A 22,983-nucleotide genomic window follows, 5' to 3' on the forward strand; every position below is an offset into this window, starting at 1 on the left:
CAACGCCAAGCCGTTTCGATGGACCAAGACTGCGGACCAGATCCTCGACCGCATCTGCCACTACTGCGACCGAATCTCAAAACCGGCTCACTAGCCCACAGAGCCACCGGAGCCACCGCCCGCGCACGTCGAAGGCGGGCGCCCGTACGGGCGCCCGCCTTCGCGGTTCTGCGATTACGCGGTTCCGCGACTACGTGGTTCGCGGTTCCGCGGGAGGTCAGACCGTCTGGAGCGCGGCCTCGGCCTCCAGGGTCGCGGCGGTGGCGTTGATCACGGCAGCCACCCGCAGCGCCTCCTGGACCTGCTCACGCGGCATCCCCGCGCCCCGCAGTACCTGCTCGTGCGACTCCAGGCAGCGGCCGCAGCCGTTGATCGCGGAGACCGCCAGGCACCACAGCTCGAAGTCCGTCTTGTCCACGCCCGGGTTGCCGATCACGGTCATCCGGAGCCTGGCCGGCAGCGTCGCGTACGTCTCGTCGCCGATCAGGTGGGTGGCGCGGTAGTAGACGTTGTTCATCGCCATGATCGACGCGGCCGCCTTGGCGGCGGTGAACGCCTCGGCCGACAGGTGGTCGGCGGCGTCCTGCGAGAGCTCGGCGATGACCCGCGCCGACCTGGTGGCCAGGGCGCACGCCAGGACGGTGCCCCAGAGCTGCTGGTCGGTCAGCGACGAGGTGGTCGTGACCGAGCCCAGGTTGAGCCTGGTGTCCTTGGCGTAGTCGGGCAGGAGCGACTTCAGGGTGTCGACGCTCACTGGGCCAGCAGCTTCTGGGCGTCGAGGCCGGCCTCGCCCTTGTTCCAGTTGCACGGGCACAGCTCGTCGGACTGCAGGGCGTCGAGGACCCGCAGGACCTCCTTGACGTTGCGGCCCACGGAACCGGCGGTCACCATCGAGAACTGGATCTCGTTGTTCTGGTCGACGATGAACGTGGCGCGCTGGGCGACGCCGTCCTGGCCGAGCACGCCGCAGGCCTGCGACAGCTCGCGCTTGATGTCGCTCAGCATCGGGAAGGGCAGGTCGCGCAGGTCCTCGTGGTTCTTGCGCCAGGCGTGGTGCACGAACTCGGAGTCGACCGACACGCCGAGCACCTGGGCGTCGCGGTCGGCGAACTCGCCGTTGAGACGGCCGAACTCGGCGATCTCGGTCGGGCAGACGAACGTGAAGTCCTTCGGCCAGAAGAACACCACGCGCCACTTGCCCTCGTAGGTCTTGTGGTTGATCTCAGCGAACGCCTTGTCGGGGTCGAGGTCGACACAGGCCGTGAGTTCGTACTCGGGGAAGCGGTCACCGACGGTGAGCAAGTTCCTACTCCTTCGGAGGAAGTGCGGGTCAGGGCACTTACGTTGCCGCACCTAACATTGATTCGAGAAATCGAGTAGTTGGACCAATCTGAGAGGTGATTCCTATCAGTGAGCCCATGCCCACCCTCGCTCAGCTACGTTCCTTCCTGGCCGTGGCCGAGCATCTCCACTTCAGGGAGGCGGCGACAGCACTGAAGATGAGCCAACCCACCCTGTCCGGAAATATCGCCTCATTGGAGGAGATATTGGACACACAGCTGCTGGAGCGGACCACCCGCAAGGTGCTGCTCACCTCCGCCGGCGAGCGCGTGGCCGAGCACGCCTGGCGGGTGCTGGCCGCCGTGGAGGACCTGATGGGCGAGGCCGCCCAGAACCGCGAGCCCTTCAGCGGCCCGGCCCACCTCGGCGTGATCCCCACCGTGGCGCCGTACGTGCTGCCCGCGCTGCTGCCCATGTTCGCCCAGCGCTTCCCGCAGCTCAAGCTGACCGTCCACGAGGCCAAGACGGAGACCATCCTGGAGGAGGTCCGCGAAGGCCGGCTGGACCTGGTCCTGCTCGCCCTGCCGACGGACGTGGGCGGCCTGGTGGAGACGCCGCTCTACGACGAGGACTTCCTGCTGGCCCTCCCCCACGACCACCCCCTGGCCGCCGACCCCGCGCCGCTCGACCGCGACGTGCTCAAGGGCCTGGACATCGTCCTCCTCAACCAGGGCCACTGCCTGCGCGAACAGGCCATCGACGTGTGCCGCGAGGTGGGCGCTCGGGCCACCGCGACCACGTACGCGACCAGCCTGCCGACGCTGGTGCAGCTCGTGGCGGGCGGCCTGGGCGTGACGCTGCTGCCGGAGTCGGCCGTGCCGGTGGAGACCGGCAAGCGGGTACGCCTGGCGCTGCGCCGCTTCGCCGCCCCCGCTCCCGGCCGTACGATCGGCCTGGCCTACCGCGCCTCCTCGGCCCGCGTGGCCGAGTACGACCAACTCGCCAAGGCCGTCCGCACCGCCATCCGCCAACGCCGCCTCCCGGTCAAGCTCATCTCGTGAACGCGCGCAGCGCCCCGGCGATCTCCGTCACGTCGTCGAGCCTCGTCGACGAGCGGATGGTTGGTGACGTCGAGTGGAGGAGTGCCGCGGCCTGGTCATCGGGTGGGACAGGCGTCATGCCCGTACAGCGAGGTCCGCGGCCGCAGGAGCGCAGCTTCCAGGAGCCCGAGGCCGCACACCTAAGGGATGGCCCACCGCGGCCCGCGCGATGCTAAGCCCTCGTTCGAGGCTGACGTAACGGATCACTCGCCCAGCCTGCGCGACAGGTCCGCGAATCGCCTGGCGCCTTCTCCGCCAGAGCGTCGGTGATCTCGTCGTCGGAGGCGCGCTCCAGGTACTCGTCGATCGCGCGCAGCACGATCTGCTGCATGCTTCGCCCTTCCAGCTCAGCACGCCTACGAAGAGCCTCGGTCTGTTCGTCGTTCATGCGAAGGGTCATGGCCATGCCCTCATCGTGGCGTGGGGCGCCCTGGGAGCGAAACCAGCAGAAACGGTTGGCTCTCGGTTGCGCCGGTCGGGGGTCAGCGGGGGACGAGGTGGAAGAAGGAGGCGTCGGCGGGGGTGTGGGCGGGGTCGGAGAGGTCGTCCAGGCGGGTGACCGCCTCCGGCGGGAGGGTGAGGTCGAAGGCGGCCAGGTTCTCCCGCAGCTGCCGCACCGAGCGCGGCCCGAGCAGCACCGACGTGACGCCGGGACGCCCCGCGACCCACGCCAGCGCGACCGCGGCCGGGTCGGCGCCCAGATCGGCCGCGACCTCGGCCAGCCCCTCCGCGACGGCCAGGTTGCGGTCGTTGAGCAACGACTGCGCCCAGCGAGCCGCGCCGGGCATCCCTGCGCCGAGCAGACGGCCCATGCGGCTGTCCGGGTCGGGGAGCTCGCCGCGCCGGTAGCGGCCGGTCAGGACGCCGCCGCCGAGCGCCCCGTACACCACCGTCCCGAGGCCGAACCGGGCGCAGGCGGGCAGGATCTCGGCCTCGACGACCCGCTGGAGCAGCGAGTACTGAGGTTGCAGGCTCACGAACGGCGTGCCGCCCACCCGCTCGGCGGCCCACTGCGCCTCGACGATCTGGGCGGCGGTGAAGTTGGAGCAGCCGAGGTAGCGCACCTTGCCCGAACGGACGAAGCCGTCGAGGGTGGCCATCGTCTCCTCGATCGGCGTGCCCGGGTCCCACTGGTGGCACTGGTAGAGGTCGATGTAGTCGGTGCCGAGGCGGCGCAGGCTGGCCTCCAGGGCGCGGGTGAGGTGCCGTCTGGACAGGCCCCGCCCCTCCGGGCCGACCGGCATGGCGCCCTTGGTGGCCAGCACGACCCACTCGCGCCTGCCGCGCAGCGCCCGGCCGACGATCTCCTCGGTCTCGCCCCGGTGGTAGAGGTCGGCGGTGTCGATGAAGTTGCCGCCCGCGTCGAGGTAGGCGTCGACGACGCGGCCCGCCTCGGCCGCGTCGCCCGCGGCCAGGCCGTGCTCGGTGCCGAAGTTCATGGTGCCGAGGCAGGCGCGGGAGACGCGCAGCCCGGAACGTCCCATGGTCTGGAAGTCCACGAATACCCCTAGAATCGGAATGACTGTTCCGCTTGGACGCCGGGAACGATACGGAACAACGGTTCCGGATGTCAACGTGAAGATGTCAACGTGAAGATGTCAACGTGAAGATGTCAACGCGAGGATGACAAAGCGAGGAGGGCCCATGCGTGCCGACGCCCGGCGCAACCGCGCCCGCGTGCTGGAGGCGGCCGAGGTCGTGCTGGCCCGCGACGGGCTCGACGCCTCCATGCGCGAGATCGCCGCGCTGGCCGGCGTGGGCGTGGGGACGATCTACCGCCAGTTCCCCACCAAGGAGACCCTGTACGCGGCGATCGTGGCCGACCGGCAGGAGCGGCTGGCCGAGATGGCCGAGGAGCTGGCCGGCGCCGCCGACGCCGGAGCGGCCTTCTTCGAGTTCTTCGACCGCATCGTGGCCTACTCGACGGTCAAGAAGATCCTGGTGGACGCCCTGGCCAGCGCGGGCATCGACGCCAAGGCGGGCGCGCCCGACATCAGGGGCGCGATCAGCGCGCTGCTGGAGCGGGCGCAGCGGGCCGGGGCGGTGCGCGCGGACGTGGGCATGACGGAGCTGCTCGCCCTGCTCAGCGCCGCCTGCCTGGCGGCGCAGCACCACAACTGGAGCGACGACCTGCGGGCCAGGGCCCTGGCCGTGCTGTTCGACGGCCTGCGCCGGGCTACCCCTGCGACAGGCGCTTGAGCCGGGTCACCGCCTCGTCGATGACCTCGTCCTTCTTGCAGAACGCGAAGCGGACGAAGTGCCGGCCGCGTTCGGGGTGCTCGTAGAAGACCTGCGTGGGGATGGCCACCACCCCGGCCAGCTCGGGCAGGCGGCGGGTGAGCTCCAGGCCGTCGGTGAAGCCCAGCGGCCGGATGTCGGTCTGCACGAAGTACGTGCCCGCCGGCCCGAACACCTCGAAGCCCGCCGCCGCCAGGCCGTCCATCAGCCGGTCGCGCTTGTCCTGGAGCCCGGCGCGCAGCGCGGCCACCCACTCCAGCTCGGTGCGCAGCCCGTACGCCACCGCGAGCTGCCAGGGCGCGCTCGCGGTGAAGGTGAGGAACTGCTTGACCGTCGAGACCGCCCGCACCAGCTCGGGCGGCGCGCACACCCAGCCGGTCTTCCAGCCCGTGACCGAGAACGTCTTGCCCGCCGAGGAGATCATGACCGTGCGCTCGCGCATGCCGGGCAGCGTGGCCAGCGGGACGTGCTCGACGCCGTCGAAGGTGAGGTGCTCGTAGACCTCGTCGGTGATCGCGATCAGGCCGTGCTCCTGGCACAGCTCGGCGATGACCGTCAGCTCGTCCCTGGTGAAGACGGTCCCCGTCGGGTTGTGCGGTGAGTTGACCAGGATCGCCCGGGTACGCGGCGTGACGGCGGCACGCAGCTCGTCGGGGTCGAAGGTGAAGCGGCCCTCCACCGGACGCAGCGTCACCGCCGCGAGCCTGGCCTGGGCCAGCGCGATCGAGGCCGCGTAGGAGTCGTAGTACGGCTCGAACGCGATCACCTCGTCGCCCGGCTCGCACAGCGCCAGCACGCTCGCCGCGATGGCCTCGGTGGCGCCCACGGTGACCAGCACCTCGCCCGCCGGGTCGTAGTCGAGCCGGTAGTGGGCCATCCGGTGCTCCGAGACCGCCTGCCGGAGCTCCAGCACCCCGGGCCCCGGCGGGTACTGGTTGGCGCCCGAGGTGATCGCCTGCACGGCGCGGTCGAGCATGGCGGCCGGGCCGTCGGTGTCAGGGAAGCCCTGTCCGAGGTTGATGGACCCGGTCTGCACGGCGAGCGCGCTCATCTCGGCGAAAATCGTCGTGCCGAAGGCGCGCATCCTGGAAACAAGTGGTTCGGTCACGCCCCCACACTATTAGTCTCGTCTCGTGATCATCCGGGTCGTGCTAGCCCTCGTCCTGAGCGTTCCCCTCGTCACGCCTGACACGCCTCCTCCCGTGGAGTCCGCGCCCTGTCCGGTCGTCGTGCCGGAGCACACCGTCTGCGGATTCCTGCTGGTCCCCGAGCGCCGCGACACGCCGGGCCGGACCATCAAGGTCGGGTACGCCGTGCACACCTCGACGGCCCCCGGCCGCAAACCCGATCCGATCGTCTACATGGGCGGCGGGCCGGCGTCGTCGTCGCTGCAGCTCACCGGGTTCCTCAGCCAGATGTTCCCCGACCGGGACGTGGTGACGATCGAGCAGCGCGGCGGCAAGTACTCCCGCCCGGTGCTGGGCTGCCCCGAGACGGCCGAGGCGCTGCTCGGACGGCTGCGCAGGCCGCCCGCCGACGTGGGCGCGGCGGCCCGGCGCTGCCGCGCCCGCCTCCAGGAGCAGGGCGTCGACCTGCGCGGCTACCACACCAAGGAGATCGCCGCCGACGTGGTCGCCCTGCGCCAGGCGCTCGGTCACCCCTCCTGGAACCTGTTCGGCGTCAGCTACTCCACCCGCGTCATGACCGACGTCGCCGCGGCCGACCCGCAGGGCGTGCGCTCGGTCGTGCTGGACTCGTTCCTGCCCGAGTCCGTGGCCTGGTACGACGACGCCGACCGCAACCTGCGCGACACCGTGGCCGCGCTCGGCGTGGGCGACGCCTTCGACCGGGTGGTGGCCGGGCTCAACCGCTCCCCCGCCCGGGTGCCGACCACCGATCCGCTGCTCGGCCGCCCGTTCACGGCGACGATGTCCGGCGACGACGTGGCCACCGTCCTGGCCGAGGCGCTGCACGAGGCCGACGTGTCGGCCGTGGCGCCCGCGCTGGTCGGCGGGCTGGCCGAGGGGCACGAGGAGCTGCTGCGGCCGCTGGCCGACGCGGTGGGCGAGGGGCTGGTGTCGCACGAGTTCGGGCTGTACCACGCGGTGCAGTGCCAGGACGAGGTGCCGTTCAACACCTTCACCACCAAATCCCGACTTTTCACGGTAAACGCGGACAAATCAGTGTGTGATGCGTGGCAACTTCCCAAGTCCGCCCCCGTGAACGCCGTCCCCAAGGCCCCCGTCTACGTCGTCGGCGGCGATCACGACCCCACCACCCCCGCGAGGACGGCCGGGCCCGCCGCCAGGGCCATCCCCGGCGCCCGGTTCGAGACGTTCCCCGGCAGCCACGCCGTCTTCCTCACCAGCGCGTGCGCCAGGAAGCACATCGCCGAGTTCGTCGAGGCCCCGGGCGGCGTGCCGCCGAAGCCGTGCGAGCCCGACCCGGGCCGGCCGCCGACGCTCCGGCTCGCCGACACGCACGTCACCGGCGCGCCGTACCGGATCTCGCAGGCGCCCTGGCTGGCCGTGCCCTTCGCGCTGTTCGCGCTCGTCTCGCTCGTCCAGCTCGGCGCCGGCGCGCTGCGCGGCAGGTCGGTGACCGCCTTCGCGGGGCTGGCCGGCGTGGCGTTCGCCGGGCTGACCGGCCAGGCCGTCTACGGTATGGCGAGCAGGAACGAGACGGCCCTGGCCGTCGGCGTCCCCGCCTCGGTCGGCGGCCCGTACACGTGGATCGCGGTGGCCTCGGCCGTGCTGAGCGTCGCGGCCCTGTTCCACGCACGGCGGTGGCCGCACATCGTGGCGGCGGTCGCCGGCGCCGGATTCCTCGTATGGTGGTTCACCTGGTTCCTGTGACGCGCATCCGTGAGCTGGACGCCCTCCGCGGCTTCGCGGTGGGCGGCATCATGCTGGTCAACACCTGGCAGCACGCCAGCCACGAGCCCTACACCGGCATCGACCGCACGATCGAGGCCCTGTTCCAGAGCCGCTTCTACCCGATCTTCTCGCTGCTGTTCGGCATCAGCTTCGTGCTGTTCCTCGACCGTTCGGGCAGCCGCTGGGCGCTGGCCCGCCGGCTGGCCTGGCTGGCCTGCTTCGGCCTGCTCCAGCACACCTTCTACGAGGGCGAGGTGCTGACCGACTACGCCCTCTACGGCCTGGTGGTGCTGCTGCCGGCCTCGTTCCTGCCGGGCGGCCTGCCGGTGCTGGCGCTCGGCGTCGTGGCGACCGTCTGGGCCACCTTCCACGGCGCGGGCCCGTCGCTCATCCCCGGGCTGTTCCTGGTCGGCATGGGGCTGATGCGGCTGCGCCCGCCGCGGAGCCTGCTGGCCCCCGTGTTCGCCGCCTCGGCGCTGACCTCCCTGGTGCTGACGGTCACCTGGGCGGGCGTCGCGGACGTGCCGGGGGCGGGCGACTGGACCGTCTACAGCGTGGCCGCGCTGGCGGGGGCGGCGGCGTACGCCGGCGGGCTGCTGCTGGCGCTGCGGCCGTGGTCGTCGGCCCTGCTGGAGCCGCTGGGCCGGATGGCGCTGACGAACTACGTCACCGGCACGGCGGTGATCGCGCTGTGCACGGTCCCGCTGAAGACCGGCGCCACCCGCTGGCCGGTGCTCGCGGTGGCGCTGACCACCGTGGTGGCGCAGACGTTGTTCAGCGGCTGGTGGCTCACCAGATTTCGGTACGGCCCACTTGAGTGGATCTGGCGGTGCCTGACCTGGTTTCGACTGGTGCCCAACCGGTTAGAGTCGGGCCGTGACCACAATCGCCCTCTGCCAGATTCCGGTCTCTCCTGACCCGGCCACCAACCTCAAGAGGGCCAGGGAGGCGCTCGCCCGCGCCGAGGGGGCCGACCTGGCGATCTTCCCCGAGGCCACGCTCACCCGTTACGGCAGGCGCGTCACCGAACTGGCCGAGCCGCTCGACGGGCCGTTCGTGTCGGGGCTGGCGGAGGCGGCCCGCACCTACGGCCTGGCGGTGATCGCCGGCGTGTTCGAGCCGGGCGAGGGCCCGGCCGGCGCCAAGGTGCACAACACGGCCGTGGCGATCGGCCCCGACGGCGACGTCAAGGCCGCCTACCGGAAGATCCACCTGTTCGACTCCTTCGGCTCCAAGGAGTCCGACCTGGTGGCGCCGGGCGCCGAGCCGGCCGTGGTCGAGCTGGCCGGGCTGCGCGTCGGGCTGGTCACCTGCTACGACATCCGCTTCCCCGAGCTGACCAGGGCGCTGGTCGACAAGGGCGCCGACCTGTTCGCGGTGATCGCCGCCTGGGGGTCGGGCCCGCTGAAGGAGGACCATTGGGTCACGCTGGTCCGCGCACGGGCCCTGGAGAACACGATGTGGACGGCCGCCGTCGGCCAGGCGCCCAACCCGGAGGAGTCGAAGGACGGGTTCGGCGTGGGCCGCAGCATGCTGGTCGACCCGCTCGGAGTGGTCCGGGCCGACCTCGGCACCGGTCCCGGGGTCCAGCTCGTCCGCCTGGACACCGAATGGACGGCCACCGCCAGGGCCATGCTCCCGTGCCTGGATCACCGGGTGCTCAAGGGTCAACCGACCGTAAAGTAGAGCCATGAGCGGAACGCAGATGCAGAAGGTCGTGCCGCCGCGTCTGCTCGTGCCGTACCTGTCGGGCAAGCGCACCGTGATCTCCGGCTACGTCTACCGGGTCCAGGACTGCGTCAGGCTGACCACGCCGGCGGCCCTCTACTACGGCCTCGACCTGTCCTTCGACGGCTCGGAGCTGTTCCCCGAGGTGCCCGAGCTCTACCTGATGCGCTGGCACGCCCGCGACGTCGACACCTACGCGGTGCCCTACGGCCCGCACATGGGCGGCGACTGGAGCGACGTACCGCCGTTCGCCGGCAACGGGTTCACCACTTCGCCCGACCACGTGGTGCCGCAGTTCCACACCGTCCCGATGCCGATCCCGGCGGGGGCGGAGATCGTCCACGTCACCGGCGAGGGCGAGCGGCCCTTCGCCGGCTACGACGGCCTGACCTGGCGGCCCGCCGCATGAGCGAGGAGATCACGCCGGTCGCCTCCGGCTTCGTGGCCCGCTTCGGCGAGCGCACGCTGCCGGCCGCCCTCGGCCCCGACAACGACCAGGTGGTGCTGTTCAGCGAGGTGGAGCTCGACGGCTTCGAGCCCGCCTCGGGCTACTGGCGGCGGGTGGTGGCCAGGTCGCGGCTGGAGTGGCTGGTGCTCGTCCGCACCGTCGGCGCCTTCGGCGGCGAGCCGTGCATCGTCCTCGACGAGGACGACGACGGCCTGCACATCGCCTACACCGGCCACAGCGGCATGAAGGCCGAGGCGCTCGGCTACTGGATGGTCGACCACGGCGCGTACGAGGTGGTCGTGCCGCGCGAGGAGGTCTTCTCCATCCGCGTCGAACGCATCCCCGTGCCGTAGGAGGTCAGCCCAGGGCGCGGTAGCGGGCCAGGCGGGCCGCCAGGCGGTCGGCCGGGGGCACCGCCAGCAGCTTGGCGATCTCGTGCTCCAGCGCCCGCCCCACGCGCTCACAGAACTGCCTGGGCTCGTAGGCGGCGTCGGGCAGCTCGGGGATCACCCGGTCGACGATGCCGTCGCGCCGCAGGTCGGTGGCCCGGATGTGCTGGGCCTGGGCGATCTCGGGGGCGAAGTCGACCGACCGGTAGAGGATGGCCGAGGCGCCCTCCGGCGGCAGCGGCGACAACCAGGCGTGCTGGGCGCACAACACCCGGTCGGCCGGCAGCAGCGCCAGCGCCGCCCCGCCCGCGCCCTCGCCGAGCAGCAGGCACACGGTCGGCGCGTCGAGGGTGACGAGCTCGGCCAGGCAGCGGGCGATCTCGGCGGCCAGCCCGCCCTCCTCGGCCGACTTCGACAGGTCGGCCCCCGCGGTGTCGACCACGGTGACCAGCGGCAGCCCCAGCTCGGCCGCCAGGCGCATGCCGCGCCTGGCCACCCTGAGCCCGGCCGGGCCGAGCGGCGAGCGCCGGCGCTGTCTTCGCCGGTCCTGGCCGAGCACCACGGCGGGCGCCGACCCGAACCTGGCCAGCGCCAGCACGAGCCCCGGCTCGTTCTCGCCGGCGCCGCTGCCGCTGAGCGGCGTCACGTCGGTGGCGGCCAGCTTGAGCAGCGTGCGCACGCCCGGACGGTCGTCGCGACGCGAGCGGGTGATCGCCTCCCACGCCTCCACCGGCCGCAGGTCCTCCGCGGGCGGCTCGCCCGCCTCGACGCCGGTACGCGCGGCGCACAACACGGAAAGGGCCCTGATCGCGACCCTGCGGGCGTCGTCGGCCGACACGACGGCGTCGACCAGGCCGTGCTCGTAGAAGTTCTCGGCCACCTGGACGCCCTCGGGAAAGGGGTAGCCGTGCAGCGCCTCGAACACCCGCGGCCCGAGGAACCCGATCAGCGCCCCCGGCTCGGCCGCCGTGACGTGCCCGAGCGAGCCCCAGGAGGCCAGCACGCCGCCCGTCGTCGGGTGCCGCAGGTAGACGACGTAGGGCAGCCCGGCCGCGCGGTGCTCCTGCACCGCGACGGTGATCCGGACCATCTGGACGAACGCCAGCGCGCCCTCCTGCATCCGGGTGCCGCCCGAGGCCGGGGCGGCCAGCAGCGGCAGCCGCTCACGCGTGGCGCGCTCGACCGCGGCCGCGATGCGGGTGGCCGCGGCGACCCCGACCGACCCCGCCATGAAGGAGAACTCGCAGACCACGACGGCGACCCTGCGGCCGTCGAGCAGCCCCTCGCCGGTGATCACCGACTCGTCGTAGCCGGACTTCACGCGGGCCGCGGCCAGCTCCTCGGCATAGGAGGAGCCGGGCTCCGCCGGATCGGCGGGCGGCGCGTCCCACGACTTCCACGACCCCCTGTCGAGGACCGCTTCGATCAGTGTGCGCGCGTCCGGACGGCTCACTATCGCTCCTAACGATCAACCGATGATGCCATGGTGACGCACGAGGGTACATGCCGGAGCCGGGAATTGCCGATCATCCCTCCCGCTCTTCGAGCCAGGCGAGCACGGCCTCGCCGTCCTGGCCGAGTGCGGGGGGCGCGGTGTGCTCGCCCGGGGGCAGGCCGTCGAAGCGCAGCGGCGGCCCGGGAAGCTCGATCGGGCCCAGCACGGGGTGGTCCACCTCGACCAGGAGCCCCTGGCTGCGGGTCTGCTCCCAGGCGTAGACCTCGTCGATCGACCTGATCGCGCCCGCGGGCACGCCGGCCTCGCCCAGCCTGGCCAGCCAGTGGGCGCGGTCGTGGTCGGCCAGGGCCTTCTCCATGTCGGCGATCAGCTCGTCCCGGTGTGCGAATCTCTGCCTGTTGGTCGCATATTTCGCCACATCAGGGTCGATGTCGAGTAGCTTGGCGACCTTCTTCCACTGGCCGTCGTTCGCCACGGCGATCTGCAGCATGCCGTCGGCGCAGCGGAAGGCGCCGTAGGGGGCGATGGAGGCGTGGTGGTTGCCGTTGGCGCCGGGGGCCTGGCCGCCGACCGTCCAGGCCGTGCCGTGGTAGGAGTGGACGCCGGTGACCGCGGCCAGCAGGGACGTGCGCACCACCCGGCCCCGGCCGGTGCGCTCGCGCTCGTACAGGGCCGCCGCCACGCCGTACGCGCCGTGGATGCCGGCCAGCAGGTCGGCGATCGAGGCGCCCACCCGGTACGGCTCCTCGCGCGAGGGCCCGGTCAGCGACATCAGCCCCGCCTCGCCCTGGGCGATCACGTCGTAGCCCGGCCGGCCGCCCTCGGGCCCGTCGTGGCCGAACCCGGTGATCGACAGGACGACCAGGCGCGGGTTGAGCTCGTGCAGGCGCTCGACGGGGAAGCCGAGCCGGTCGAGCACGCCGGTGCGGAAGTTCTCGATCAGCACGTCGCTCTGCCGGACGAGCCGCTCGACGAGCTGCCTGCCCTCGGCGGACTTGAGATCGACCGCGATGGACTGCTTGTTGCGGTTGGCCGCCAGGAAGTAGGTCGAGATGTCGTGGTCGGGCCCGACGAAGGGCGGCCCCCACCCGCGCGAGTCGTCACCCCCGTCCGGATGCTCCACCTTGATCACCCGGGCGCCCAGGTCGCCGAGCATCTGCGCGGCGTGCGGCCCCGCGAGGGCCCTGGACAGATCGAGCACGACGACGTCGCCGAGGGGTCCGAGCAAGGTCAACCTCCAGCTTGCGTTGGGCCGGAAGAATATTCTCTCAGGCGGCCGTCCACCATCGCCTACCCTGGTCCGGTGAATTCCCTGGCCCGCCGCATCCAGGCCCTGCCGCCCTCCTGCGGGCCCGTGCGCCTGGTGGCCGTCGACGGCCCGGCCGGCTCGGGCAAGACCACCTTCGCCGGCCGGCTCGGCGCGGCGCTCGGCTGCCAGGTGATCCACAGCGACGACTTCCCCGTCCACTGGGACGACGGCCCCGGCGCCTGGTTCCGCCTGCTGGACGAGCAGGTCCTGCAACCGCTGCGGCACGGCCGCCCGGCCGGTTTCCGCCGCTACGACTGGGTGCGCGAGCGCTACGCCGACCAGGTCGCCGTGCCGGCCGCGCCCGTGCTGGTCGTCGAGGGCGTCGGCACCGCCCGCCGGTCGGCCGCCCGCCTGCTGGCCTTCACCGTCTGGGTGGAGGCCCCCGAGGCAGTGCGGCTGCGGCGCGTCCTCGACCGCGACGGCCCCGAGCTCGAACCCCGGTGGCGGCAGTGGTTCGCCGCCGAACGGGCCTGGTTCGCCGCCGACCGCACCCGCGAGCGCGCCGATCTCGTCGTCGAGACGTGAACCGGGTCGCCCTCCCGCCCGACTGAGCAGGGTGACGGAAGGACGACATGACAGATGAGCTGCTCGTCGTACGCGCCCAGCTGGGCGAGCGCGCGGCGATCGCCGAACTCGTACGCCGCTGGCACACCCCGGTCTGGACCTACGTCCGGCGCATGCTGGACGCCGAGCGGGCCGACGACGTCGCCCAGGAGATCTGGGCGGCCGTCGTGCGCGGCCTGCCCCGGCTGCGCGCGCCCGGACGGTTCACGCCCTGGCTGTTCACCATCGCCCGCCGGGCGGTCACCGACCGCCTGCGCGAGGAGTACGCGAGGACGGAGAGCGCGGCCGAGCCGGAACCGGTGACCGAGGACCCCGCCGAGGCCGTCGTCGACCGCGCCGGCCTGCTCGCCGCCCTGTCCGCCCTGCCCCCTGCCGAGCGGGAGATCCTCGTCCTGCACTACCTGGAGGACCTGCCGGTCGAGGAGTGCGCCCAGATCTGCGGCATCCCCGCCGGAACCGTCAAGTCCAGGCTCAGCCGCGCCCGCCGCCTCCTGCGCGACCACCTGAAGGAGATCGACCATGACCGATGAGCCGCGCCTGACCGCCGACGAGATCATCGAGCGCCTCGAACCGTCGCTGTCGCCGTGGCGGCGCGTGCGCGCGCTGACCGCCCTGCTCGCCGGGGCCGCCGGGACGGTCTTCGTCTGCGCCCTGTGGTGGACCGAGCCCGGCCCGCTGCCCGGCCGCACCCACCTGGCCTTCGCCGCTCTCGCCGCGTTCTGCCTGGCCTGGGCCTGCTACGGCGGCTGGCTGAGCACGCGCAGGACGCCGCTGTTCGCCCGCGACCGGGTGATCGCCGGCTGGATCGCCCTGGCGGCCGCCCTGCTCACCACCGCGCTCGTCGCCGCCGTGGCCACCGGCGCGCTGGCGCTCGGGCTCGCGTTCGTGGCGGTGAGCGCCGTGCTGACCGGGCAGGCCCACACGCGGCGGGCGCGGCTGCTGCGGCTCAAGCGGGATCTAGGTGGGTGACGTCGTTGAACGCCACCACCTCGAACCCCGCGCCCGCGGCCCGCCAGACCGACACCGACGCGTTGAGCACCGGCGCGAACCGCAGGACGTCGGCCAGGTCGGCGTCGTCCCGCCCGGCCATGACGTGCCGCAGGCCCAGCACCACCGAGTCGTGGGCGACGATCAGCACCCGCCGCCCGTCCGCCGCCGCGCGCAGCCCGTGCAGGAAGTCCTTCAGCCGGACCACCACGTCGGCCAGCGACTCGCCGCCGGGCGGCCGGTAGGCGTAGGGGCCCTCGGCGCGCATCCGCCGCACCTCGCCGGGGAACCGCTCGCCGATGGCGGCCAGGTTGAACCGGGCGAACTCGCCCGACTCCTGGTCTCTGAGCCGCTCGTCCACGGTCACCGGCAGCGCGCCGGCGCCCCAGGTCTCGTGCGCGGTCCTCCAGGTGTCGAGGGCCCGCAGGTAGGGGGAGCACCACACCTCCTCGGGCGCCTCGCCGGCGGGCAGGGCGGCCAGCATCCGGCCGAGCGCCCGCGCCTGGAGCAGGCCGAGGTCGGTCAGCGTCACCTCGTGGTCGCCCCGCTCGTAGACCAGTGGCCGGTCGCCGGCCTGCGCGTGCGCCAGGTTCGCCTGGCTCTCCCCGTGGCGTACGGCGACGATCCGCGAAGGTCCCATGCCCGCCATCCTCGCATCCGGACGCCGCACCTCGCCGAAGCCGCCGGAGCGGGCCGTCGTAGGGTGATCCTCATGACTGAAGTCGCATTGCTCGGGACCGGGCTCATGGGCGCTCCCATGGCCCGCAACCTGCTCAGGGCCGGCCTGCCGGTCAGGGTGTGGAACCGCACGCGGGACAAGGCCGAGCCGCTGGCGGCCGACGGCGCCGTCGTCGCCGGCTCCCCCGCCGAGGCGGTCGAGGGCGCCGACGTGATCGTCACGATGCTCAGCGACGGCGACGCCGTGCACGACGCGATGACCGCCGCCGCGCCCGCGCTGCGTCCCGGCCAGGTGTGGGCGCAGATGAGCACGGTCGGCGTGGCGGCGGTCGACCGCCTGGCCGCCCTGGCCGCCGAGCACGGCCTGACCTTCGCCGACGCGCCCGTCCAGGGCACCAGGCAGCCGGCCGAACAGGGCACGCTGCTCATCCTGGCGGCCGCCCCCGAGCCGGCCAGGCAGGCGCTCGCCCCGGTGTTCGACGCCGTCGGCTCGCGCACCCTGTGGCTGGGCGAGGACGGCGCCGAGGGCGCCGGCACCAGGCTCAAGATGGCCGCCGTCAGCTACGCCATCTCGATGACCGGCATCGTGGCCGAGGCCCTGGCCCTGGCCAAGGGGCTCGGTCTCGACCCCGGCCTGGTGCGCGAGGTGATCAGCGGCGGCCCGCTGGACAACGTCTACTTCCAGGCCAAGTCCAAGGCCATCCTGGAGGGCGACCTGGAGCCGTCCTTCACCGTGCACAACGCCGAGAAGGACACCCGGCTGATCACCGAGGCGGGCGCGTCGGCCGGGGTGCGGCTGGACATGGTGGCGGCGGCCGGCGAGCGGCTGCGCCGCGCCGAGGCGCAGGGGCACGGCGACCAGGACATGGTCGCCACCTACTTCGCCAGCTTCGACAAGGAGTAGCCCCTGCCGGTTCCCTACAGTTCGTCCACCTCCGCGTACGTCCTGCCGCCGGACAGCCTCGGGTAGCCGGGGCCGCGGTCGAAGAAACGGTCCGCCGGCGGGCGGAGGCGGGCGCGGAGCTCGGCGGTGCCGCGTTCGTCGATGCGGTCGCCGTCCAGGACCACGCCGTAGTCGCCCAGGGCGCCGGCGATCGAGACCTTGCCGTCGCGGACGTCGGCCGCCACCGCCCGCGGGTCGCGGTCGTAGGGGGAGCCCCAGCCGCCGCCGCCCGTGGTGCGGATGCGGATCAGGTCGCCGGCCTGGACGGGGTGGTCGTCCACCAGGCCGTCCATCTCCTTGCCGGCGATCTCCACCCGGAACGGGCGCCCGGCCAGGCCGCCGTTGACGCCCCAGCACGACAGGATCGACCGGTCGGCGATCGACATGTACGACGCGTCCCGGAGCATCCTGATGTGCTTGTCGTAGCCCAGGCCGCCGCGGAACATGCCGGGGCCGCCCGAGTCGCAGGCCAGCCCCAGCCGCTCCACCCGGAACGGCCAGCGCGCCTCGGCGAACTCGACCGGGATGTTGCGCGAGTCGGGGACGATGTGGATGGTGTCCTCGCCGTCGGCGTACCAGCGGCCGCCCGAGCCGCCGCCCAGGACCTCGCGCATCAGGTACGGCGTGCCGTCGGCGTCGCTGCCGTAGACGCCGGTGTAGCGGATGGTCTCCTGGTCGGCGGGCATGCGTCCGCCGGTGGCCTTGGCCAGCACGCCGGCCAGCACGCCGAGCAGGCGCAGAATGACGAACGTGCGGGCGTTGGTGGGCGCCGGGAAGATCGGGGTGAGCAGCGTGCCCTTCTCCGGGAAGACCATCCTGATCAGCGGCACGACGCCCTCGTTGACGTCGAGCTCGGCCATGCGCTCGGGCGTGTCGGCGAGGTTGCGCAGCACCGGCGCGAGCCACTTCTTCAGGAAGACGCCGTCGGCGTAGTCGCCCGCGTGGTTGATCGGGCCCTTGGCCTGGGGCGAGGTGCCGGTGAAGTCGATGGTGAGCGGCGCGTCGGCGGCGTGGTCGACGGTGAGCGTGATGCGCTGGGCGTGCAGGCGGGGCTCGTCGACGCCGTCGTGCTCGGCGTAGTCCTCCCAGACGTACGTGCCTTCGGGGATCTTGGCGAGCAGTTCCCTGCGGAAGGTCTCGGTGGTCTTGGAGACGATCGCGTCGAAGCACTCCTCGACGGCCTGCCTGCCGTACCGGTCGAACAGCTCGCCGAGGCGGCGGGCGCCCATGAGGCAGGCCGAGCACTCGGCGTCGAGGTCGCCGGCCAGGGAGTCGGGCATGCGGGAGTTGCGGGTCATGATGCGCAGCGCGGTCTCGTTCGGCACGCCCTGGTCCCACAGCTTGATCGGCGGGATCATCAGGCCCTCCTCGTACACCGAGCGGGCGTGCGAGGGCATCGAGCCGGGCACCGCGCCGCCGATGTCGTCGTGGTGGCCGAACGCCTGCACGAACGCCACCACGGCCCCGTCGTGGAAGACCGGCACGGTGACGCACAGGTCGGGCAGGTGGCCGATGCCGCCCTCGGACAGGTAGACGTCGTTGTGGAAGTAGACGTCGCCGGGCTTCATCGTCTCGATCGGGAAGTCGCGCACGATCGGCTGGACGAGCGCGCTGTAGGAGCGGCCGGTGAGCTTGCGCAGCCGGGCGTCGTGGATGCCGGCGCGGAAGTCGTGCGCGTCGCGGATCATCGGGGAGCGGGCCGTGCGGGCGATGGCCGTCTCGACCTCCCGCTCGACGGAGGCCAGCGTGCCCTCGACGATCTCCACCAGGATCGGATCAATCACGTCGGATCTCCACATTTCCGTATTCGTCCACCTTTGCGGTGAAGCCCGGGTGCACGGGGATCGTCGACCCGTACTCCTCGATGACCGCCGGGCCCTGGACGGTGGCGCCCGGCCCGAGGGCGGCCCGCTGGTGGATCGGGGTGTCGCGGGTCTCCTCGAAGTGCACGGGACGGACCGACGTGGGCCCCTCCCCCGGCTTGTCGAGCCGCCGGATCGCCGGACGGGTGATCGGACCGATGCCCGAGACGCGCAGGTTGACCCATTCGACGCCGTGGCGCGGGTCGTCGCGGTAGGCGTAGCCGTACAGCTTCTCGTGGGCGTCGTGGAAGGCCTCGATCACCGTGCGCTTCCAGTCGTCGTCGAGCGGGCCCGCCGGGGCGGTGACGCGCACCTCGAACGCCTGCCCGTAGTAGCGCAGGTCGGCGCTGCGGACGTGGACCGGGTCGTCGAAGCCCTCGCGGTCGAGCGCCTCGGCGGCCTGGCCCTCCAGCTCCTGGAAGATCTGCGCGGCGGTCTTCAGCGCGAGGTCGCGGGTGACGTACGTGCGCACGTAGTCGTTCTTGACGTCGACGGTGAGCAGGCCGAACGCCGAGACGTTGCCCGGGTCGCGCGGCACGACGACGGCGGGCAGGCCCAGGATGTCGATCAGGCGGCAGGCCAGCAGCGGCCCCGACCCGCCGAACGTCACCAGCGGGAAGTCCCGTACGTCGAGGCCGCGCTTGACGGTGAGCTGCCGGATCGCGTTGCTCTGGTTGAACGCGCTGATCTCCAGGATGCCGGTCGCGGTGCGCTCGGGGGTGAGCCCGAGCTTGTCGGCCAGCGCCTCGACGCCGTGGCGGGCGGCGTCGGCGTCGAGCGGGATCTCGCCGCCCAGCAGGTGGGGCGGGATGCGGCCGAGGAACACGTGCGCGTCGGTGACCGTGACCTCCGAGCCGCCCCTGCCGTAGCACAGGGGCCCCGGATCGGCGCCGGCGGAGCGGGGGCCGACCTTCAGCGTGCCCTCGGGCGAGATCCAGGCCACCGAGCCGCCGCCCGCGCCGACCGTGACGATGTCGATCATCGGGATCTTGCACGGGTACCGGCCGACCGTGCCCTCGGTGGTCAGCGACGGCTCGCCGTCGATCACCACGGCCACGTCGGTCGAGGTGCCGCCGCCGTCGAGGGTGATCACCGACGGGTGCCCCGCGGTGGAGGCGATGAGCGCCGCGCCGAGCGCGCCCGCCGCCGGGCCCGACAGCACGGTGGTGATCGGCTGGTTGACGACCTCGCGCGCCGACAACACGCCGCCGTTGGACTTCATCACCGAGAACGGCATGCCGAGCCGGTTGGACAGGCCGGCGATGTAGCCGCGCATGGCGGGCTTGACCGCGGCGTCCACCAGGGTGGTGATCGAGCGCTCGTACTCGCGGTACTCGCGCAGCACGTCGCTGGAGAGCGAGATCACCGCCTCCGGGTGCTCGCGCCAGAGGATCTCGCGCATGCGGCGCTCGTGCTCGGGGTTGGCGTAGGAGTGCAGGAAGCACACGCCGACCGCGGTGATGCCCTTCGACCTGAACCAGCGCGCCGCCTCGACGGCCTGCTCCTCGGAGAACGGCCGCACCTCGTTGCCGAGGTGGTCGAGCCGGCCGCCGACCGTCCTGACGAGGTGCACGGGGACGATCCGCGGCGGTTTGACCCAGAAGTAGGAGTTGCCGTAGCCGTCCGGCACACTCTGCCTGGCGATCTCCAGGATGAACTCGAAGCCCTCGGTGGTGATGAACCCGAGGTTGCCGATGCGGTCTTCGAGCAGCTGGTTCGTCGCGACGGTGGTGCCGTGGACGATGGAGGCGACGTCGAGCTCGCCCAGCTTCCCGATGCCCGCGACGAACCCGTCGGCCGGGTTCGCGGGCGTCGAGGGGGTCTTGGTGGTGACGATCTCACCGGTCTGCTCGTCCACCGCCACGACGTCGGTGAACGTGCCCCCGGTGTCCACTCCGATTCGGACGCTACGCATGGCTCCTCAGCTTCGGCGACGGCCGAGAACTTCGTCGATGACCCGGGGCGCGTTCTGGGTGCCGACGTAGGCCGCCAGGCGCACCACCAGCTCTTGGGATTTTGCCAGTTCGGCCTCGACTCTGGCCTTCCCCGACTGGCCCGCCTGCACGCCGAAATAGGCGCCCATGATCGTGCCCACCACCCCGGCCACGCCCGCGAACAGCGCGGCGAACTCCTTGGTGGCGAACACCGCGGCGCCGAAGGCGATCAGGATCGCGACGATGCCCGCCACGACGACCAGGAAGCCGTACCGCCATCGGGTGGCGTCGGCCTGGGCGGCCGTCACGTCGTCCTGTGTCAGCATCGCGTCGAGCGTCGGTGGATTGTCGGTGACCACAGTTCCTCCTGATAGTCCAGGGGAGAAATGTCCCACGAGGTCATGGAACAAGCCAAGCCGCTAAGCTGGCCTCCTGTGACCGAACTGTCTGCCTTGTCAGCCGTGCCATCCGGAGCCCGGGACGCCGTGCTGAAGTTCTACTTCGGCCCCATGGACTGCGGGAAGTCCACTCTGGCGCTCCAGATGAACTACAACCACGGCCGCCAGGGGCGGCGCGGGCTGGTCCTGACCAAGCACGACCGCTCCGGCGGCCCGAAGGTCACCAGCCGGATCGGGCTGGGCCTGGAGGCGATCGAGGTGGAGGACTCCCTCGACCTCGTCGGCCTGGTCACCTCGCACGAGCGCATCGACTACCTGATCTGCGACGAGGCCTGCTTCTACACGGTCGAGCAGATCGAGCAGCTCGCCGACCTGGTGGACGAGCACGGCATCGACGTCTACGCCTTCGGGCTGGCCTCCGACTTCCGATCGGTCATGTTCCCCGGCGCGCAGCGGCTGTTCGAGCTGGCCGACGAGGTGTGCCGGCTGCAGGTCGAGGTGTTGTGCTGGTGCGGACGCCCCGGGCAGCTCAACGCGCGCGTGGTGGGCGGGGTGCTGGCGCGGACGGGTGAGCAGGTCGTGATCGGCGACACCGACGCCTCGCCGGTGCGCTACCAGGTGCTGTGCCGCCGCCACCACCGCTCCGGCCAGCTCGGCGAGGGCGGCGCCCCGGCCTGACCCGCCTGGCTGCGACCTGAGCCGGGTGGCTCACACCAGCCGGTCGAGGGCGTCGTGGAACAGGCGTCGGTCGTGCTCCGGCAGGGCGGACAGGAAGGCGCGCTCGGCCTCCTCCACGGCCGGCACCGCGAGGCGCACGGTCTCGCGGCCGCGCTCGGTCAGCTCGACCGCGTTCTTGCGGCGGTCGCCCGGATGCGGCCGCCGCGCCACCAGCTGCTTGCCCTCCAGCGCGTCGACCATGGCGACCATCGTCGTGCGGTCGATGCCGAGCCGCTGGGCCGCCTCCTGCTGCGACAGCGGCTCGGGGGCGTCGATCACCGACAGCACCCCGAGCTCCCGCCCGTCGATCCCGTAGGGCGCGAGCGCCGGGCCGGTGAACTCGGCCAGGCGCAGCGCGGCATGCTTGAGCAGGTAACCAAGGCGGCGGCTCGACACCTTCCGATTGTCGCACCGCCGCGGGCGGGACCGTTCAGACCGCGCAGTAGCCGTCGTCGTCGCAACCGTCGGCCGGCGGGGCGAGCTGGGTGATCGGCGTCTGGCCGGTACGCTCGGCGACCTCGTCGATCGCCGCGGCGAAGGCGTCCTCCGGCTGCGCGCCCGACACCGCGAACTTGCCCTCGAACAGGAACAGCGGCACCCCGCTGACGCCCAGCGCGCCGGCCCTGGCGAGCTGCTCGCGCACCTGCTCGGCGCCCTGGCCGGTGTCCTGGACGCCGACCTCGCCGGCCAGGCGGCTCAGCACGCCGGGGTCGCCGACGTTCGCGCCCTCACCGAAGTACGCGCGGAACAGCCGCTCGGCCATCTCCTCGCCGAGCCCCTGGGCGGTGGCGGCCTCGATGAGCCGGTGGGCCTCGAAGGTGTTGGTGTTGACGGCCCGCTCGTAGTCCATCTCCAGGCCCTCTTCGACGGCGACGGCCCGGACGCGCTCGGTCATCTGCCGCGCGCCCGGCCCGAACTTGCGCTCAAGGGCCGGGATCAGCGGCTCACCCTCGACGGGGGCGTCGGGATTGAGCTGGAACGGGCGCATGGTCACCTCGATCGTGCCGCCCTTGGCACGAAAACGTTCGGCGGCGCGGGCGAACCTGACGTGCCCGATGTAACACCAGGGGCACACGACATCGGAGAAAATCTCGACTTTCACACCGGCGACAACCACGCGGCCCACGCGACGATTCCGCCGGCCGCGGGTCAGCCGGCGGCCAGCTCCTCCAGCCGGTAGGGCAGGTAGGCCGAGTCGTCCACCAGGGCGGACGCGCCGCGCCACCAGCCGAACCACTCGCCGCTGCGCCACATCCAGTCGACCCGCTCGATGGCGGCCACCACGTCGCCGACCGTGCCCCAGCGCTCGCCCAGCTCCTCGCGGGTGACGCCGTGGCGGACGGCCCAGGCCCGCAGCACGCCCGCGGCGGCGGCCGGGATCTCGCGGGCGTACGGGTCGGGCTTCTCGCCGGGCAGCCGGTGGGGCCCGAGCCCGGCGGCCACTCCCCAGCTCCACTGAGCCTCGGCGGGCCTGGAGTAACGCAGCGACTGGAAGTCGAGGTTGGACCCCAGCGCGTCGTCGGGACGGCGGGCGACGACCGCGTCGAGCCGGCCGCCCGCGTCGAAGTGCACCACCAGCCGCTGGCCCGGCCCGACCCCCGGCGGCAGCTCGAAGCGGTCCTCGGCCTGCCAGGAGTTGAGGTCGACCTCGGCGACGGGCCGGCCCCAGATCTGGTCGGCGGCGTCGTCGGCGATCCAGGCGGCCAGCATCTCCAGCGCGGTCAGGTCGGTCCACGGCTCGATCGCGAGGGCCGTGCGCAGCACGTCGTCGGGCGGCGGCAGCTTGCCGCCTCTGGGCCGCGTCCACCAGCCGGCGCCCAGCTCGCGGGTGCCGACGAGGAGCGCGGCGATGGCGGCCAGTTCGGCCGATCGGCGGGTGAGCGACGCGCCGAGCGCGAGCCCGAGCACGCGGTCGGTCCGCTGGTCGCCGAACACCGGCCGCACCTCGGCGACCAGGGACTCGGCGGTGGGGCGCTCCTCCCCCAGCAGGTCGCGTACGATGCGCCTGGCTTCGTTCCGTGCGTCTTCAGCGTGTGCCTGCCGCATACCGCCACGCTACGCCTGGAGATCCTTTT

At 72.4% G+C, this 22,983-nt stretch carries 26 protein-coding genes; 12 read left to right on the forward strand and 14 right to left on the reverse strand.

What is annotated here, in order from left to right:
• Positions 1 to 217: 217 nt before the first annotated feature.
• A complete protein-coding gene (locus ACFYYW_RS48515) occupies positions 218 to 754 on the reverse strand; it encodes a carboxymuconolactone decarboxylase family protein (RefSeq protein WP_352329931.1) in 537 nt (178 codons plus the stop codon).
• Complete coding sequence (locus ACFYYW_RS48520; protein ID WP_352329929.1) at positions 751 to 1,302, reverse strand: peroxiredoxin; 552 nt, start codon at positions 1,300 to 1,302, stop codon at positions 751 to 753. Before ACFYYW_RS48520 ends, ACFYYW_RS48515 begins: the two co-directional genes overlap by 4 nt.
• A 116-nt stretch (positions 1,303 to 1,418) precedes the next feature.
• On the opposite strand from ACFYYW_RS48520, the gene ACFYYW_RS48525 reads away from it, so the two are divergent.
• Positions 1,419 to 2,342: a LysR substrate-binding domain-containing protein gene (locus ACFYYW_RS48525; protein ID WP_352329927.1), complete on the forward strand. Its 924-nt coding sequence runs from the start codon at positions 1,419 to 1,421 to the stop codon at positions 2,340 to 2,342.
• Between the two features lie 211 nt (positions 2,343 to 2,553).
• Here ACFYYW_RS48525 and ACFYYW_RS48530 read toward each other — a convergent pair whose 3' ends face one another.
• The gene (locus tag ACFYYW_RS48530) at positions 2,554 to 2,787 is read right to left on the reverse strand and encodes a ribbon-helix-helix protein, CopG family (RefSeq protein ID WP_387661274.1); all 234 of its coding nucleotides are present in this window, start codon (positions 2,785 to 2,787) and stop codon (positions 2,554 to 2,556) included.
• A gap of 76 nt (positions 2,788 to 2,863) precedes the next feature.
• Positions 2,864 to 3,880: an aldo/keto reductase gene (locus ACFYYW_RS48535; protein ID WP_387661277.1), complete on the reverse strand. Its 1,017-nt coding sequence runs from the start codon at positions 3,878 to 3,880 to the stop codon at positions 2,864 to 2,866.
• A 145-nt stretch (positions 3,881 to 4,025) separates the two neighbouring features.
• On the opposite strand from ACFYYW_RS48535, the gene ACFYYW_RS48540 reads away from it, so the two are divergent.
• The gene (locus ACFYYW_RS48540) at positions 4,026 to 4,580 is read left to right on the forward strand and encodes a helix-turn-helix domain-containing protein (RefSeq protein WP_387661280.1); all 555 of its coding nucleotides are present in this window, start codon (positions 4,026 to 4,028) and stop codon (positions 4,578 to 4,580) included.
• Here ACFYYW_RS48540 and ACFYYW_RS48545 read toward each other — a convergent pair.
• Positions 4,558 to 5,727, reverse strand: coding sequence for a pyridoxal phosphate-dependent aminotransferase (locus ACFYYW_RS48545; RefSeq protein WP_387661283.1), 1,170 nt, complete (start codon positions 5,725 to 5,727; stop codon positions 4,558 to 4,560). The genes ACFYYW_RS48540 and ACFYYW_RS48545 overlap by 23 nt on opposite strands.
• A 40-nt stretch (positions 5,728 to 5,767) precedes the next feature.
• Between ACFYYW_RS48545 and ACFYYW_RS48550 the strand changes: the two genes are divergently transcribed.
• Genes ACFYYW_RS48550 through ACFYYW_RS48570 form a run of 5 tightly spaced genes read left to right on the forward strand, consistent with a single transcriptional unit; the run spans position 5,768 to position 10,024 of the window.
• A complete protein-coding gene (locus ACFYYW_RS48550) occupies positions 5,768 to 7,474 on the forward strand; it encodes an alpha/beta fold hydrolase (protein ID WP_387661286.1) in 1,707 nt (568 codons plus the stop codon).
• On the forward strand, positions 7,471 to 8,412 hold the full coding sequence (locus ACFYYW_RS48555; RefSeq protein ID WP_387661289.1) for a DUF418 domain-containing protein: 942 nt from the start codon (positions 7,471 to 7,473) through the stop codon (positions 8,410 to 8,412). Before ACFYYW_RS48550 ends, ACFYYW_RS48555 begins: the two co-directional genes overlap by 4 nt.
• Positions 8,372 to 9,181, forward strand: coding sequence for a carbon-nitrogen hydrolase family protein (locus tag ACFYYW_RS48560; protein WP_387661292.1), 810 nt, complete (start codon positions 8,372 to 8,374; stop codon positions 9,179 to 9,181). The genes ACFYYW_RS48555 and ACFYYW_RS48560 overlap by 41 nt, the downstream gene beginning before the upstream one ends.
• 4 nt (positions 9,182 to 9,185) lie before the next feature.
• Positions 9,186 to 9,632 (forward strand): hypothetical protein, encoded by a 447-nt coding sequence (locus ACFYYW_RS48565; protein WP_352322420.1) that lies wholly within the window; start codon positions 9,186 to 9,188, stop codon positions 9,630 to 9,632.
• Positions 9,629 to 10,024 carry a hypothetical protein gene (locus tag ACFYYW_RS48570; protein WP_352363918.1) on the forward strand — a complete coding sequence of 132 codons (396 nt, stop codon included), beginning with the start codon at positions 9,629 to 9,631 and terminating at the stop codon, positions 10,022 to 10,024. The genes ACFYYW_RS48565 and ACFYYW_RS48570 overlap by 4 nt, the downstream gene beginning before the upstream one ends.
• 4 nt (positions 10,025 to 10,028) lie before the next feature.
• On the opposite strand, the gene ACFYYW_RS48575 is transcribed toward ACFYYW_RS48570, so the two are convergent.
• Together ACFYYW_RS48575 and ACFYYW_RS48580 are read right to left on the reverse strand one after the other, a co-directional pair.
• Positions 10,029 to 11,513 (reverse strand): carboxyl transferase domain-containing protein, encoded by a 1,485-nt coding sequence (locus ACFYYW_RS48575; RefSeq protein WP_352322417.1) that lies wholly within the window; start codon positions 11,511 to 11,513, stop codon positions 10,029 to 10,031.
• A 73-nt stretch (positions 11,514 to 11,586) separates the two neighbouring features.
• On the reverse strand, positions 11,587 to 12,744 hold the full coding sequence (locus ACFYYW_RS48580) for a CaiB/BaiF CoA transferase family protein (protein WP_387661297.1): 1,158 nt from the start codon (positions 12,742 to 12,744) through the stop codon (positions 11,587 to 11,589).
• 75 nt (positions 12,745 to 12,819) lie between these two features.
• On the opposite strand from ACFYYW_RS48580, the gene ACFYYW_RS48585 reads away from it, so the two are divergent.
• Genes ACFYYW_RS48585 through ACFYYW_RS48595 form a run of 3 tightly spaced genes read left to right on the forward strand, consistent with a single transcriptional unit; the run spans position 12,820 to position 14,358 of the window.
• Positions 12,820 to 13,350, forward strand: coding sequence for a uridine kinase (locus tag ACFYYW_RS48585; RefSeq protein WP_387661300.1), 531 nt, complete (start codon positions 12,820 to 12,822; stop codon positions 13,348 to 13,350).
• 47 nt (positions 13,351 to 13,397) lie between these two features.
• Positions 13,398 to 13,919, forward strand: a complete 522-nt coding sequence (locus ACFYYW_RS48590; RefSeq protein ID WP_387661303.1) for an RNA polymerase sigma factor — start codon at positions 13,398 to 13,400, stop codon at positions 13,917 to 13,919.
• On the forward strand, positions 13,909 to 14,358 hold the full coding sequence (locus ACFYYW_RS48595) for a hypothetical protein (protein WP_387661306.1): 450 nt from the start codon (positions 13,909 to 13,911) through the stop codon (positions 14,356 to 14,358). The genes ACFYYW_RS48590 and ACFYYW_RS48595 overlap by 11 nt, the downstream gene beginning before the upstream one ends.
• Here ACFYYW_RS48595 and ACFYYW_RS48600 read toward each other — a convergent pair.
• On the reverse strand, positions 14,336 to 15,016 hold the full coding sequence (locus tag ACFYYW_RS48600; RefSeq protein WP_352322409.1) for a histidine phosphatase family protein: 681 nt from the start codon (positions 15,014 to 15,016) through the stop codon (positions 14,336 to 14,338). The genes ACFYYW_RS48595 and ACFYYW_RS48600 overlap by 23 nt on opposite strands.
• A 72-nt stretch (positions 15,017 to 15,088) precedes the next feature.
• Here ACFYYW_RS48600 and ACFYYW_RS48605 point away from each other — a divergent pair, with 72 nt between their 5' ends.
• A complete protein-coding gene (locus tag ACFYYW_RS48605; RefSeq protein WP_387661309.1) occupies positions 15,089 to 15,958 on the forward strand; it encodes an NAD(P)-dependent oxidoreductase in 870 nt (289 codons plus the stop codon).
• Positions 15,959 to 15,972: 14 nt separating this feature from the next.
• Here the strand turns inward: ACFYYW_RS48605 and ACFYYW_RS48610 are convergent, their stop codons facing one another.
• From ACFYYW_RS48610 to ACFYYW_RS48620, 3 genes are read right to left on the reverse strand one after another with little or no spacing between them, the layout of a single operon-like run.
• A complete protein-coding gene (locus ACFYYW_RS48610; protein WP_387661312.1) occupies positions 15,973 to 17,781 on the reverse strand; it encodes a hydantoinase B/oxoprolinase family protein in 1,809 nt (602 codons plus the stop codon).
• Complete coding sequence (locus tag ACFYYW_RS48615) at positions 17,774 to 19,774, reverse strand: hydantoinase/oxoprolinase family protein (protein WP_387661315.1); 2,001 nt, start codon at positions 19,772 to 19,774, stop codon at positions 17,774 to 17,776. The genes ACFYYW_RS48610 and ACFYYW_RS48615 overlap by 8 nt, the downstream gene beginning before the upstream one ends.
• Before the next feature lie 6 nt (positions 19,775 to 19,780).
• A complete protein-coding gene (locus tag ACFYYW_RS48620; protein WP_352363898.1) occupies positions 19,781 to 20,119 on the reverse strand; it encodes a hypothetical protein in 339 nt (112 codons plus the stop codon).
• Positions 20,120 to 20,254: 135 nt separating this feature from the next.
• Here ACFYYW_RS48620 and ACFYYW_RS48625 point away from each other — a divergent pair, with 135 nt between their 5' ends.
• Entirely contained in the window at positions 20,255 to 20,869 is a 615-nt protein-coding gene (locus ACFYYW_RS48625) for a thymidine kinase (protein WP_352322400.1), read from the forward strand.
• A gap of 30 nt (positions 20,870 to 20,899) precedes the next feature.
• Here ACFYYW_RS48625 and ACFYYW_RS48630 read toward each other — a convergent pair whose 3' ends face one another.
• Genes ACFYYW_RS48630 through ACFYYW_RS48640 form a run of 3 tightly spaced genes read right to left on the reverse strand, consistent with a single transcriptional unit; the run spans position 20,900 to position 22,954 of the window.
• Entirely contained in the window at positions 20,900 to 21,304 is a 405-nt protein-coding gene (locus ACFYYW_RS48630; protein ID WP_352322398.1) for a MarR family transcriptional regulator, read from the reverse strand.
• 34 nt (positions 21,305 to 21,338) lie between these two features.
• Positions 21,339 to 22,010: a DsbA family protein gene (locus ACFYYW_RS48635; RefSeq protein WP_387661318.1), complete on the reverse strand. Its 672-nt coding sequence runs from the start codon at positions 22,008 to 22,010 to the stop codon at positions 21,339 to 21,341.
• Between the two features lie 47 nt (positions 22,011 to 22,057).
• Positions 22,058 to 22,954, reverse strand: coding sequence for a hypothetical protein (locus ACFYYW_RS48640; RefSeq protein WP_352322395.1), 897 nt, complete (start codon positions 22,952 to 22,954; stop codon positions 22,058 to 22,060).
• Positions 22,955 to 22,983 lie beyond the last annotated feature (29 nt).

The sequence above is a fragment of the Nonomuraea sp. NPDC001831 genome, assembly GCF_042892035.1.
In the GTDB taxonomy this organism is placed as follows: Bacteria; Actinomycetota; Actinomycetes; order Streptosporangiales; family Streptosporangiaceae; genus Nonomuraea.